At 35.7% G+C, this 13,920-nt stretch carries 13 protein-coding genes and 1 pseudogene; 3 read left to right on the top strand and 11 right to left on the bottom strand.

Features of this window, described 5'->3' with window-relative positions:
* Positions 1–57: 57 nt before the first annotated feature.
* The 5 genes from ACSU6B_RS19225 to ACSU6B_RS19205 all read right to left on the bottom strand — a co-directional run bounded on the left by ACSU6B_RS19225 (position 58) and on the right by ACSU6B_RS19205 (position 3,930).
* On the bottom strand, positions 58–1,287 hold the full coding sequence (locus tag ACSU6B_RS19225; RefSeq protein WP_410887747.1) for a glycosyltransferase family 4 protein: 1,230 nt from the start codon (positions 1,285–1,287) through the stop codon (positions 58–60).
* Positions 1,284–1,442 (bottom strand): hypothetical protein, encoded by a 159-nt coding sequence (locus ACSU6B_RS19220; RefSeq protein ID WP_410887745.1) that lies wholly within the window; start codon positions 1,440–1,442, stop codon positions 1,284–1,286. The genes ACSU6B_RS19225 and ACSU6B_RS19220 overlap by 4 nt, the downstream gene beginning before the upstream one ends.
* Before the next feature lie 47 nt (positions 1,443–1,489).
* The gene (locus ACSU6B_RS19215) at positions 1,490–2,461 is read right to left on the bottom strand and encodes a hypothetical protein (RefSeq protein WP_410887743.1); all 972 of its coding nucleotides are present in this window, start codon (positions 2,459–2,461) and stop codon (positions 1,490–1,492) included.
* An 87-nt stretch (positions 2,462–2,548) separates the two neighbouring features.
* Positions 2,549–3,262: a glycosyltransferase gene (locus ACSU6B_RS19210; protein ID WP_410887741.1), complete on the bottom strand. Its 714-nt coding sequence runs from the start codon at positions 3,260–3,262 to the stop codon at positions 2,549–2,551.
* Between the two features lie 224 nt (positions 3,263–3,486).
* The gene (locus ACSU6B_RS19205; RefSeq protein ID WP_410887882.1) at positions 3,487–3,930 is read right to left on the bottom strand and encodes a hypothetical protein; all 444 of its coding nucleotides are present in this window, start codon (positions 3,928–3,930) and stop codon (positions 3,487–3,489) included.
* 179 nt (positions 3,931–4,109) lie between these two features.
* On the opposite strand from ACSU6B_RS19205, the gene ACSU6B_RS19200 reads away from it, so the two are divergent.
* Complete coding sequence (locus ACSU6B_RS19200; protein WP_410887739.1) at positions 4,110–5,192, top strand: glycosyltransferase family 4 protein; 1,083 nt, start codon at positions 4,110–4,112, stop codon at positions 5,190–5,192.
* Between the two features lie 140 nt (positions 5,193–5,332).
* On the opposite strand, the gene ACSU6B_RS19195 is transcribed toward ACSU6B_RS19200, so the two are convergent.
* The 3 genes from ACSU6B_RS19195 to wecB are packed head-to-tail and all read right to left on the bottom strand — an operon-like array spanning position 5,333 to position 8,237.
* On the bottom strand, positions 5,333–6,166 hold the full coding sequence (locus tag ACSU6B_RS19195; protein WP_410887737.1) for a dTDP-4-dehydrorhamnose reductase family protein: 834 nt from the start codon (positions 6,164–6,166) through the stop codon (positions 5,333–5,335).
* Complete coding sequence (locus tag ACSU6B_RS19190; protein WP_410887735.1) at positions 6,167–7,153, bottom strand: SDR family NAD(P)-dependent oxidoreductase; 987 nt, start codon at positions 7,151–7,153, stop codon at positions 6,167–6,169.
* Positions 7,146–8,237 carry a non-hydrolyzing UDP-N-acetylglucosamine 2-epimerase gene (wecB, locus tag ACSU6B_RS19185; RefSeq protein WP_410887880.1) on the bottom strand — a complete coding sequence of 364 codons (1,092 nt, stop codon included), beginning with the start codon at positions 8,235–8,237 and terminating at the stop codon, positions 7,146–7,148. Before wecB ends, ACSU6B_RS19190 begins: the two co-directional genes overlap by 8 nt.
* 253 nt (positions 8,238–8,490) lie before the next feature.
* Here wecB and ACSU6B_RS19180 point away from each other — a divergent pair, with 253 nt between their 5' ends.
* Positions 8,491–9,711 (top strand): glycosyltransferase family 4 protein, encoded by a 1,221-nt coding sequence (locus ACSU6B_RS19180; RefSeq protein ID WP_410887733.1) that lies wholly within the window; start codon positions 8,491–8,493, stop codon positions 9,709–9,711.
* A gap of 214 nt (positions 9,712–9,925) precedes the next feature.
* Here ACSU6B_RS19180 and ACSU6B_RS19175 read toward each other — a convergent pair whose 3' ends face one another.
* The 3 genes and pseudogenes from ACSU6B_RS19175 to ACSU6B_RS19165 all read right to left on the bottom strand — a co-directional run.
* Positions 9,926–10,876, bottom strand: coding sequence for an NAD-dependent epimerase/dehydratase family protein (locus ACSU6B_RS19175; protein WP_410887731.1), 951 nt, complete (start codon positions 10,874–10,876; stop codon positions 9,926–9,928).
* 261 nt (positions 10,877–11,137) lie between these two features.
* Positions 11,138–11,467, bottom strand: a complete 330-nt coding sequence (locus tag ACSU6B_RS19170) for a hypothetical protein (protein WP_410887729.1) — start codon at positions 11,465–11,467, stop codon at positions 11,138–11,140.
* Between the two features lie 129 nt (positions 11,468–11,596).
* Positions 11,597–11,714: pseudogene (locus ACSU6B_RS19165) on the bottom strand (transposase); the annotation flags it as partial.
* A gap of 754 nt (positions 11,715–12,468) precedes the next feature.
* On the opposite strand from ACSU6B_RS19165, the gene ACSU6B_RS19160 reads away from it, so the two are divergent.
* Positions 12,469–13,695 (top strand): glucose-1-phosphate adenylyltransferase, encoded by a 1,227-nt coding sequence (locus tag ACSU6B_RS19160; RefSeq protein ID WP_410887727.1) that lies wholly within the window; start codon positions 12,469–12,471, stop codon positions 13,693–13,695.
* Positions 13,696–13,920 lie beyond the last annotated feature (225 nt).

Below are 13,920 nucleotides of genomic sequence, written 5' to 3'. Positions count from 1 at the left end.
GTTAAATAGCTAACACTCCATTGTAAGAAATGTCTCTGTTTAATTTATGGGATACCATTAGTTACTTGATGAAATCGCGTGCTTATACAAAGCAACGAAATTGTTCACCATTTTATCGATTGACCATCTGTCCTTTGCCCATTCCTTCGCGGAGTTTGCAAACTGTGTCCTGATGTCGGGATTGTCGAGAAGATAATTTAAGTGCAAGTATAATTGATGGCTGTTTCCTGCCGCTGCCACTAATCCATTTTCCCCGTTTATAACCATTTCAGGCAGTCCTGCTGCATCGCTGACGATTACCGGAACACCACTAAGCTGTGCTTCCATGACAGAATGCGGCTGAGTATCCTGCAAACCGGGAAGAACAAAAATATCTGCTTGTCTAAGAAAATGCGGGACATTATCCGATACTCCTAAAAACTTGACATCGCCCTCAAGCCCCATGTTAATACATTGTGCTTGTAACTCATTCTGTAACAATCCTTCACCAAGAATCCAGCACTCCCAATCACTTCTGTAGAGTTTTAAAATAGCAAGTGACTCTATAAGATGCTGTAGTCCTTTAAGGTAAACCAGGCGGCCTGTAAAAAGGATTACCTTTTTATTAGGTGGACGGCTAATGGACGTTTCGACTTCTGAACGTTTAAAATAGCCTTCAATATCCATTCCGTATGGAAAAGTAAACAGCTTGTCAGCTGAAATGGAAAATTCATTTATAATTTTTTCACGCATCCAGTTTGATTGAGTATGGATATAATCACTACAATGGTAACCCGAATATTCTAAAGCTTTATGATACTCATACTCAAACCTGTCTTTAATTTGATTATCGGTTAAATAGCGGTTCCCCGTTTTTAAATGGTAGAATATTGCCCCTGAGAGGTTGCCGTGTGCACTGGTAACTAAAGGAATATGCTTTGGTTTTACCCTGCTAATGGCACGTGCCGCGATGACATCCTGTGCATGGATAATGTCGTATTGGTGAAGTCCGTAATACAAGGATGATAACTCCAGGCTGTAACGATATAACTCTGTATGGTAAATCCAATAGTTGGAGTGTAATATGGGGAAGGCTTCCGTTAATTTTTCCTTAATATAAGGAGACAGCTGGGAGATTTCTACTTCTGGCTGACGTCCAATGATACGATACTTGGTAGCTTCAGGATTATGGCTGAGTACATCCACTGTATGCCCTAAATGTTCAAGCCGATTTTTTAATTGCGATACAAACCTCCAAATCCCGCCAAGTGCAGGAAGTGGATAATAAGAAACCAGTAAGATTTTCATTTTATTAACCCTTCTTTTGGGGGACAAAACTTTTTGATCGTTTCTGCTAATTCAGGATCAGGAATAGTAAGCTCCAATGCCGAACTTTCCTTTAAATGTTTCCAAAGGTCAAAATCCTTTACGGATGAATTCGCAGATTGCTGCTGTTCTGTCATTTAAGCCACCCTTTCAGTATAATAAAGTTTGTATATTTTATTATTGGTCATTCATTGACGCTGTGAATGGAGTAAATAGCATTCATATCATAATCCTCAAGTTGCTGTTCCCATAATAATTTTTCATTCTTTAAATCATAGCAAGCAATTCTGGTCGGAAGAACTCCGTACTCACCTTCCCAAAATACTTTCCCGTCAGGTGCAGTTTTTCTCACCGGCCGTATTCTTGTAAAGCCGACAACCACTTTATCAGAATTCAACACTTTAATTCCTCTGCACCAGCCGAGTGGATTATTTGTGTTTGTCATATTGTTTAAGTTATACGTTTGTTTGGCTTCATGATTATGAAGGTCAACTTTGACGACATGTCCATCAACCTGGGTAAAGTAAAGGGAATCTTCGAAGACAACGCCATCATGTACCAGCGCTCGTCCAATATCGATGCGCTTATTGGAGTTAGTTAAGCATATGGCATCCTTTTGTAAACAGCGGGTGGCCCAAATATCATCATTGATTTTAAATACATAATTTGGGTGTGATTGATGGGGCTTTGTAGATGCGACTTTACGATAATCAATGTTACGGGAGAATCGCTCCCAGGTATTTCCGCCTAATACATTCCACTCGTTTAAAATTTCTCCTGTAAAAGATACTTCAAGAACCGTATCTAAGCCGGTAATGACAACCAATAAATTCCCTTCTGCAGTCGGACGGACATGATGAACATCATTAAAACATGGGAGCGAGAGGTAGTTGACTAGTTTAAAATCAGGAAGAGAGTATACTAAAATTTCTGTTTGCGTGCCCACATATAATAAATTATTATGATCTGTACCAGCTGAAAATAAGACAGAGGGGTTTTCTTCGCTGCAAACTCCTGAAGGAGATATATATTTAACACATTTTTCAGCTATATCTTGTTCTGGACATACTTTCAAGATTAATCCCATTTTGTATTGTTCCCAGTCTTTAAGGATTTGGTTTTTTTGCTTCGCTCCGACAATATAGAATTTTTCCAACAATCTCACCTTTTTATATTCGTATATTTTACGTATTGCTTTATTTTTTAGAAGGTCACTTGTGTCCGCAAGTGAACGAGCTTTATCTTATAAAAAATCACGGATGTACTCCTTGAGGAGGGGACGATATTTGTTGTTAAGAAAAGCAATTTCTTTTTGTATTTGTGGTTGATATTTTTTTGTTCCTGCCTCTTCGTGTGACCTGAATTTAAGGAGAACTTCATCTAAATAGTGGATTGGATAACCATTTAAAAACATCCGAAACCACATATCATAATCATGTGTATAACGCATGTCGGGATTGAAATATCCAATGTGATCAAATATCTCTTTCTCCATCACCACACTACAGCCATTTACAGGGTTCAATCTGAGGAAGGCCTCATAGACCTCTCTTACATTTGAAAAGCGCGGGCATGTCCACGAGATTAGAGTGTTATTATTTTTGTCAACGTAATCATAATTTGTAAAGCTTGCCTTTGCATTGTGTTTTTCCATGAAAGCGACTTGATGGGAAATCTTTTCTGGCAGAAAATAATCATCTGAACTCAACCATGCGATATATTTCCCCGAAGCAACACTTATACCAAGATTTAATGCTGTAGCCGTACCTCCATTTTCCTTTTTCAGATAATAAAAATCCCCTTGGAATGGTTGAAGCTTTTCCGTGTATTTCGTCGAACCATCATCAACAACAATAATTTCGATATTCGGGTACGTTTGATTCAGCGCACTTTGTATGGCCTGATCTACGTAAGAGCAGTTATAAAAAGGAATAATAATCGAGACTTTAGGTTCCATTTCTCCCCCTCCTAAATACATGTATTTAACTCAAAACTAAGGAAACATAACCATTGCTAACTTGCACAGACAGTGTCTGATAAAAGGGGCATGCTTAACTATTTGATGAACCATGCCCCTGATGAAAAGTAAGTTGAAAAATAATTGGACTATTATTGTGAACAGAGTTATATAATTTATTTTTGTTACTACACCTTTTGCTTCAAAGTACTAAAAACCCGTAATTATCCTAATGGCTGGTCCGAATAAACAGCAGCATTAAAACTTTCAGGGCCAACACGTACAGTTCCCACTACATTAGCGCTGACAAAAGCTGTATAAGCTAGTCGATTATCTGACGGAATAGGCACTCTAAAATCAGAAGCAGTAAAAGAAATAACTTGTGGTCCTAATATAGATACCTCAAGAGCTTCACTAGCAGAATAAATGACTAAATCAGTCGGGGCCAATCCCCTTACTATAGTAACGGTAACAGTGGTTGCAACTGGAAGAAGGGGTAGTTGAACAGTGACTGTTCCATTTAATTGAGTCCGAAGCAGCCCGGTTGCACCGTTTGTTAAAAGTACTACTCGTCCAAAAAGTTCTTGTTCTCCTAGTAAGATAGGAACTGAAATGGAATTAGCATAGCTTGCGTTTTGTGACGTTCTAGCGTCTATCAATCTAGTGATAAAATCACCCCCTTTCAAAAAGTTTTAATACTCTAACATGGTATGAGCAGAAGCTAAAAATGCATGGACATTTGTTTGAATAGGATAAAAATATATTTTATTAATGTGTGGGTGTCTTAAACCCTTGTCTCAAATGAAACATATACATACCATATGTTCGAAGATCAGGAGGAAAAAATATGAATATACTTTTTGTTTTTTATGTGCCAAGTGGTGGAGTAGAAACATTGAATCGTCAGAGATGTTCCGCACTCAAGAAATTGAACATCACTTGCCACTTCTTGTATTATCGGAAACAGAGAGAATTGGTAAATAATCATGATGCACCAACCTTTATTACAGATGACGACAACGAAATAAAAAAAATAATAGATGAAGGAAAATATACAGCAATTATTATTATTTCAGATTATCGGGCGATAAAAAGATTTAGGGACCTAGGGTACACTGGTAAAATAATTTTAGAAATTCAAGGATATGGCCCCAAACATGTTGCAAGGTCAGAGCTTCAGAATGCAATACCTTTTGTTACTGGTTATGGTAATGGAGTATTAAACCCAAAAACCCCTCATATCGTGGAAATTTTTAATGAGTTTTATCCAACCTTTCCAAAGTTCGCCTTCAATAATTGTTTTGATACAAGTCAATTTAGCTACCAATCACATCCGGTTAACAGTCAACCCATCATTGCTTGGACAGGAAGAATTGAGGATAATAAAAATTGGAGAGAATTTCTTCAAATTGGCTATCAACTCATTAACCAATATCATCCTAATTTACAATTGTACATGTTCGAAGACCCTACGTTATCAACAGCAAAAGATAGAGAGGATTTTCACCAATTAATTCAAGGGTTGAATCTTGGAAACAATCTTACAATCCATTCAAATATTCCCCATAAAAAAATGGCTGACTACTTTTCGATTATTGGAGATTCAGGCGGCTTTCTTTGTTCGACCTCTAAAGTAGAAGGTGCCCCGTACGCAATTCTCGAAGCAATGAGCTGCAGATGTCCGATATTAACCACAGATTCTGATGGAGTCAGAAGCTCCATTATTCATAACCAAACTGGCAAGTATTACACCATTGGGAATATTGAAGAAGCAGTTCGAGAGGCTAATGAACTTATGACAAATCAATACTTGCGGGAATATATACGTGGGACAGCACTTACACATGTAAAACAAGAATTTAGTCCAGAATTATATAGCAGGCATTTTGCCGAAATGTTAACCAGTTTAGGCATCGTCCTTAAAAAATAAAATAAATAAGTTTCTCATGCCCTTTTTAGGTCAGTGTTTAGGAAAAAGTGGAATGTAGTTAATCCTTAAAAAAAATGAACCGGTTTAGTACGGATGATGTAATTCACCCTGCTAAACCGGTTTTTTAATATTAACGGGAATCATTTATTTTTGTGTTCCATCCAATTCTTTAATGCTAATAACATCGGTTTATAATCTGGAATTACATATTTAAAATCAGTTCTAGTGTTTTTAATCGTCCGATCAAGCACGATAGCTTGATCAGGGATGATTTCAACATCATTTTTACCAAAAACATCCTGAATCAATTTTAATAATGAATACTTTGAAATTTTTTGTTCTGAACCCAACTGATATAAACCTGTAATCTGGTTCGTGATTAATTCTTCTGTTACCTTAGCTAGTTCAAGAGTTGTTACTCCATTCCATAAAACGTTTTTATACCCTTTTATTTTTCCTGTTTGTTTCATGAACCATAAAAACAATCCAATTCCATCCTCTTTCATTTCTGGACCAATTATGGAAGTGCGTATTGTCAGGTGTTTATTACTAATAATTTCACCCAATTGTTTAGATTGGGCATAGACTGAAGTACCATCCGGAAAATCATCCTCTGTATATTCTCCTTTTAATCCCGAAAACACACAGTCTGTACTAATATGAATTAATTTCCCATGTTGGCGCTCGATTAATTTTGCTAATTGATGAGGAAGCAAACTATTTACCTGGAAGGCAAGAAGAGGGTTATTGGCTGCATGATCATTTAAAATACCAACACAATTGATGATGATATCAGGTTTTAACCTTTCAATGGTTTCTTCAACTCTTTTAAAATCAGTGACATCCAAATAAATACTTTTTTTATCATCGGTATCCCTTGAAGTATAGTGTACCTCATATTGTGGTTTGTCCATAAAATATTCAGTCATTATATGTCCGGCCATACCTTGTCCACCAAGTATGAGTATCTTCATTTAAATAAACCCGCCATTAAGTAGCATTTCTTTAATTTTGTCTTTACTTAATAATCCTGTGCTGGAATTATAACTCTCTAAATTAACACGTTTATATCCAGTATAATGCTCCTTTAGACCTTCTATATGAATGGGAGGTAGAATAACAAAATACTCATCATCATAAATGTAAGTCATATTACTTTCATACTTAGAAAGAAGTTGTTCATGGATTTTTTCGCCAGGGCGTATACCTAATGTTTCAATCTGAACATTTTTCTTAGCTGAAGCATCTATTAAGACATGGGCAAGATCGAGAATTTTGCATGCAGGCATCTTCATGACGAAGATTTCCCCGCCAACGCTGTCAAGGGTTGCCTTAAATACAAGTTTTATAGCCTCGTGGACTGTTAGGAAAAAACGAGTCATTTTTACATCTGTAATCCCAATCTTTTGCTTCTCATTAATTTGCTTTTTAAACACATGTATCACACTACCGTTTGTTCCTAATACATTACCTCCACGTATACATACGAACCTTGTATTGGTATTTCGCAAGTTTGAATGAATAATAAGCTTCTCTCCCATAGCCTTTGAAAGTCCGTAGAAATTGGCAGGGTCTGAGGCTTTATCAGTAGAAATATAAATAACTTTCTGGACTTTACATTCTATAGCTGCATCAATAACATTTTGTGTTCCGGTAACATTCGTTTTCATTGCTTCAGCGGGCTGATCCTCACATACTGGAACATGCTTTAAAGCCGCAAGGTGGAACACATATTTTACATTCTGACATGCCTCAAATAATGCATCCTTATCTTTAATATCGCCAATGATAAAATTCAATTTTGGATTATTGTCAAATTCTTGCTTCATCTTGAATTGATTGGATTCATTCCTTGAATAAATTCGAATTTCTTTCGGATTGTGTGTTAATAGCTGCCTGACTAATTCATGGCCCCATGAACCAGTACCGCCTGTCACCAGTACTATTTGGTTATTAAACAACTTTTATGCCTCCTAGTAATAGTTTAATAATTTTGTCTGCCACATTTTTATAAGCATAACCCTCTGGAAAGGACCATGTTTTCGGCAGATTTACCATAATATAAACACAGGCTACAATTTGATTCGCATCAATACCCGAGAGGATATTGCTTCCACACTCGATCGTTTCAGGTCTTTCAGTAGATTTGCGAATTGTAACCGTTGGAACATGAAACAAACAGCATTCCTCTTGAACAGTACCGCTGTCAGTTAATACGCAAAAAGCATTTTTTTCGAGTTTTATAAAGTCAAAGAAACTAAATGGCTCATGGAATTCCACTAAAGGATGAACGGTTATAGCTGAGCTGCTTTGTATGCGAGATTTAGTACGGGGGTGTAAACTGCATATCACTCTTTTTTTATAGGCTTCTGCTACAAGATTGATTCCTTTAATAATCTCGAGTAAACGATCTTCATGATCCACATTTTCAGCTCGATGGATGGTAACTAAAAAATAACTCCCTTCTTTTAAATTTAATTTCTCAAGGATTTTACTTTGCTCTATTTCGTCCTTGAAATGCTCTAAAACCTCATTAATGGGATTTCCAGATACAATAACCCGATTTCTAGGGATTCCTTCATTGATTAAATTCTCTTTGCTTTGAGGAGTATATGGGAAATTAAAACTCGATATTGTATCAATAATACGACGGTTTTTTTCTTCTGGTACTTCAAGATCGAAACAACGGTTTCCGGCCTCCATATGAAAAACAGGAATTCCCATTCTTTCAGCTAGGATGGAACTTAACCCACTGTTTGTATCACCTAGTACTAATACTTTATCAGGCTTTTCTTTTATGAAAATTGTCTCTAAATTTTTATACATGGTTGATAATTGCTGCCCAAGGGACATTTGTTCATCAGACAAAATATAATCGGGGTCTCTAATCCCTAATTGCTGGAAGAATATATCACTTAATGAAGATGTATAATTTTGTCCTGTGTGTACTAAAATATGCCTTTCAGCATACTTATCCAATTTTTTTATAATGAGACTTAAGCGTATAATTTCAGGCCTTGTCCCTAAAATGGTCATGATTTTCATCATCCACCCCCTACATATAATTAGTTCTTACACTATGCCCCTTTTGATAATTACTTTATAGATTATTCATTTATTTTATATTTGCTATAGACATATAAATTAATTAATTTACATCGATATCCATAATCAATATTCCTCTCAAAAAATCCAGGGAGATAAATAAATTATTGTTGTTCAAAAGGACAAGTACCCTATACCAATTTATTCTTCCAAAATACAATATTAGATAGTTATTTTTAAGGGAGATGTGGTAATGAAAGTTTTGCTTGCAACGTACTGGGCTGTTCCACACCTAGGTGGAGTTTGGACCTATATGGTTCAGCTGAAAGAAAAAATGGAGTCTTTAGGACATGAAGTGGATTTACTGGGTTACGGTCATGATAATTCCTATGTACACATGGTAAATAAAGAACGAAGGGTAGAAAAAAGTGAGTGGTTTTCCCTGCTTAGCGACAACGCTGAAAGCTTTATTAGTTTCCATATAAATCCCTTGGTGCAGTATACTGAAACTCAACAAAATTTTTACACGAAAGCCGTTAGCTACTTGGGTTTAGAAAAATACGATATAATCCATACACAAGATGTTATTTCTACAGCAAGTATTAATCGAATCCGCCCCGCACATACAGCATTAGTAGCTACACTTCATGGATGTGTAGCGCATGAGATAAGGCAGCAACTAACTACTATTCATAACTCTCCAACTTCTTACTTGGCAAGGGCATATTTTGATGAACTTGAACATATTGGGGCTACATCCCCAGAGTATACAATTGTTGCGAATAATTGGTTAAAAAATATTTTAACAAATGAGTTTAATGTACCAGATGAACAGCTTAAGCTATCTAACTATGGATATGATACAGAGTCCTTTATTAAACAAATGAAAGAGGAAAATTCCTTTCAAAAACCTAGTGACAAAAAAGTAGTCATTTATACTGGAAGACTTGTAGAACTTAAAGGGGTTCAGTTCCTAATATCTGCTCTTTCCAAGCTGAAAGAAATTCGTACTGACTGGGTGTGCTGGATTGTTGGAGAAGGTGATAAACAGGCAGAGTTACAAATTCAAAGCCGTACTTTGGGGTTAGAAGAGAACATTATTTTTCATGGAAAGAGAGATGATGTACCTTTTTTATTAAGTCTTTCTGATATTTTTGTTCTTCCCAGTCTAATCGAAAACCAGCCTCTGGCTGTCATAGAAGCACAAATTGCCGAAAGAGCTATAATAGTTAGTGATACAGGTGGATTGCCTGAAATGGTGGAGCATGGGGTAACAGGTATAGTAACTCCTGCTGGAGATTCAGAGGTCTTATGTAAAAATTTGAATTTATTACTCAGTAACGAAAAGTACAGAAAAATTATAGGATCCAATGCCCAGAAATGGGGAATGAAACATTGGATTCCGGAAGAGGCCGTTGAGAAAGTATTGAATGTATATCAAAGTGCAATCTCTAAAAGAAAAAAGACTAAGTAATTTATAAACGGCTGGAAACAATACGAGTAGATATTGTTTAATAACAATGTGTCCCTTTTTTAATCTTATTTTTTTCATTAAAATTTATATTTGCACCAAAAGGAATAAGTGTGTAAAAAAATGGGTATATGTATCAGATTTAAAGGATGACTCTAAAAAAGTGGTTTATAGGCCACCTTTCGAGTCAGCCTCGGTTTTTATTAAAAAACACAAGCTATTGAATTTTTTCACTAAATTGGCATGTTTTTGTTAAACCTTCGATAATTGAATATTTTGGTTGCCAGTTCAGTTCCATTTTTGCTAATTGATTATCAAGACAACTGTGATTGATGTCTCCTAATCGTTCCTGTTTATATTCAGGGACAACTTTTTTATTTAAGATGGTATTTAATTTTTCAATAAGTTCATTGATGGATATTCGTTTGTTTGTGCCAATGTTATATGTTCCATTTTTTTCTGTTTTTAGTGCGGCTAGATTCGCTGCAACGACATCCTCCACATAAATGAAATCTCGTGTATGTTCTCCATCTCCAAATACAACTGGGATATCATTATTCATCATTTTATTAATAAAAATGGAGATAACACCACCTTCGCCCTTTGGCATTTGCCGAGGACCATAGACATTTGCATATCTTAAAATTGTATATTTTACGTTATAAAGGTGTGCATAACAACGGATATAAAGTTCTGGTGTATACTTGGATATACCATAATTGGAAAGAGGATGAATCGGATGTTGTTCACTAACCGGCAAATTTAGTGGTGTACCGTAAACGGCTGCAGAAGATGAATAAATGAGTTTACTATTATACTTTTTGCATAATTCAATAATGTTAATAGTGCCTAAAATATTTATTTGTGAATCAAGGTTCGGATTGTGTATGGATGTTTGTACGTCTATTTGAGCAGCCAAGTGAAACACAGCCTTTGGTTTCACTTCTTCAAAAACTCCTATCATTTTCTGTGCGTCTAAAATGTCTGACTGATAAAACTTAGCCCTTGGATTAAGGAATTGTCGTTTTCCGGTCGATAAATTATCGATAACATACGTATCAAAACCTTCATTTATTAGCCTATCAACTAGATTCGAACCAATAAATCCTGCGCCCCCAGTGACGATTACATTCATTTCTTCTCCTTCTTTCATACTTTGCTTTTTCATTCCTCCTATTGTTATGAAAAAAGATTGTACATGGTTCCTCGGTTTTTGCAATTTTCACTTAAATAAATGCGTGAAAAAAGCAGATCCCTTAAATGGACCCTGCTTCTTATAGTCTCTCCTGGTTATAATTCTCTTTAGTCTGAAATAGTTGCCCCATTATTAGTTGTACCAAATGGTATAGGAGAATGTTAGATATAAAATCCAAGCTGTGGAACTTCAATAGCTTCATCAATTCAGATACAGTTTGAGCATTATTTCATATTAAAAGGAGTTGCTGCCAGAGATGACGTAGTCTGTTAGTTCTTTAGTGATCGTTATAACATTGTTTGTGTTGAGTAGATTATCAAGCTCACTTCTCCTTACAGTGACAAACTGAATTTTACTATAAAGATCACCTGCGAAAATAGTAAACAATAATATTCCATTTAGGAATATATTTTGAGTATCCCCATAGGTAACCGTTAGAGTTTGTGAAGGATTAAGAGTAAATGAGATTGTCCCATCCTGATTAACAGGACTTTCTCCTTGACGAATAAACAGTGTGATCTGTAGAGTGGCGGGACTATTATTTATAAATATTTTTTCAGCCAATTATTGGTTCCTCCTATTATATAATTTAGTTTTGTAACAATAAAAAATATATTAGAAAGATTAAAAACTCTTTCTAATATATTTATATGGTGAAGTAGACACGAAAGTGGTAATAAATAAGCCCTTTTATTATAAAAAGGGCTTCAGATTGTAGACAAAAGTAAGCATCGCTTGCATGGTCAATTTTTTTTAAGCCTCTTAAGGTTGTCCAACGCATACCATGCTTTTCCTTAGCATCCGCAAAGACCCATATCTTGAACAAGTGAATAGATAATTGAAAAATCAATAGCTGCTTCTATCTTACGAGACCGTGGACTGATTTAAAGGTCATTATTGATTTTATAACTTGTTGATTGGAACGGAAGGCGCGAAGACTCCTGCGGGAGTACGGAGCAGGGGAGACCCCGCAGGCGCTTAGGCGCCGAGGAGGCTCCCCGCTACGCCCGCGGAAAGCGAAGCGCATGGAGCGCAAATCAACAAACAAATTAACAAAGACATAAAAAAGACTGCCGGCAAACCCAAGTTTTTCGGATTTGTCGACAGTCTGAAGCCCTTTTATTATAAAAAGGGCTTTTGGAATAGCTTAGCTTTTTTAAAAGAAACCAAGAAATAAAATATCAATTATGGAAAATAAAGCTAACTTTTTGAAGCTCTTATCATATATTATTTTGTGGCAAGTTGGACTTTTCTTACTCTTTATTGAAAGGTGTGTAAAGATGGCAGACAACAGCTTTTTTAAGGATTGATTTTAAAAATCTTTATAAAAAACCTGTTCTAGAAATATACGATTACTTCATACAATGAAAAGATAATAAGGGGTAGAAAACACAGTAAATATTATTACATTGCAAAGATTGAAACTATGAGAATAAAAATAAAATATATAATTAATTAAAATATGAATTTATATCCAAAAAAAGAAATAGCCCTCTTCTACAAGCCATGAGAAGATGATCGTTTATAACATTAATAAAGGATATTCCTTTACTATGGAGGTAACTATGACTAAAAAACAATGTATAGCGATGCTATTAGCTGGGGGAAGAGGGACTCGATTAAAAGAATTGACCAATTATATAGCAAAGCCAGCAGTTCCATTTGGTGGAAAATATCGAATTATTGATTTTCCATTAAGCAATTGCAGTAATTCTGGCATTGATACTGTTGGTGTTTTGACACAATATCAACCTCACACTCTTCAAAATTACATTGGCGATGGCAAGCACTGGAATCTAAACCGAAAAAATGGAGGGGTCACTATTCTTCCATCTTTTCAATGTGAGTTGGGTGAAAGATGGTATGAAGGCACCGCCCATGCTATTTATCAAAACCTTCGATTTATTGAAAGTTACAATCCAGCGTATGTTCTAATTATTTCAGGTGATCACATTTATAAGATGGATTACAGTAAAATGCTTAAGCAGCATATAGAAACGTCGGCGGATGCCACCATTTCAGTCATAAACGTACCGTGGAGGGAAGCCAATCGATTTGGAATTATGAATATCGATCCCGACTCTAAGAAAATATTAAATTTTGAAGAAAAGCCAGAACAGCCTAAATCAAACCTTGCCTCTATGGGCATTTACATTTTTAATTGGAAACTGTTAAAAAAGTATTTAGAACAAGAAGAAAGAAAACCATTTTCAACTAAGGATTTTGGGAAGGATATTATACCTTCTTTGATAAATGATAATTGCAAACTATATGCATATAGCTTCAAAGGTTATTGGAAGGATGTCGGAACCATTCGTAGCCTCTGGGAAGCGAATATGGATTTACTTTCATTTAAAAGCAATCCAATTTTACAAAATGAAAACTGGACTATTTATACTCATGAAACTTCTCAGCCGCCATTGTATTTGGACGGAAAAGCTAGCACACACAAATCTTTAGTAAGTGAAGGCTGTAAGGTGTTTGGAAGTGTAGAAAATTCGGTTCTTTTTTGTGGAGTAACCGTGGGTAAAGGAGCTGTTATTAAAAATTCTGTTATTTTGCCCAATACTATTATTGGCGAAAATGCGGTGATTAACCAAGCAGTTGTGGGTAGTGGAACTGTAATTGAAGCCAATGTTAAATTGGGAGAAGAACAGCCGTTTAGTGAAATTACCTTAATTGGGGATAATCAAACCATTCAAGTTAATAAAATAAAAAAGGCTTTACTCCTTAATTTAAGTAAAGCACCCTTTAGTCATAATGAACGAAACGACTCCCATCGCTTAACGTAGATTGCACTTGGTCATAATGTTACTATCCATATCAAAACCAGGTGTAGAGCTACACACGAATAGGAGCTGATTATTATGAAGGATTGCCAAAAAATTTGTTTGTTTAGACGCCTCAAACATACATAAGTTAAATGTCAGAAATATTTAAAGCAGCCAAATGGCTGTCAGGCTGTCGAGAAACTTTCGACAGCCTCTTATTTTCTACAATAACTTTAACCATTCACC

The organism is Neobacillus sp. C211 (assembly GCF_051842875.1).
Lineage (GTDB): Bacteria > Bacillota > Bacilli > Bacillales > Cytobacillaceae > Neobacillus.
Note: the sequence above shows the minus strand (reverse complement) of the source record. Positions and strands in the feature narration are given on the sequence as shown.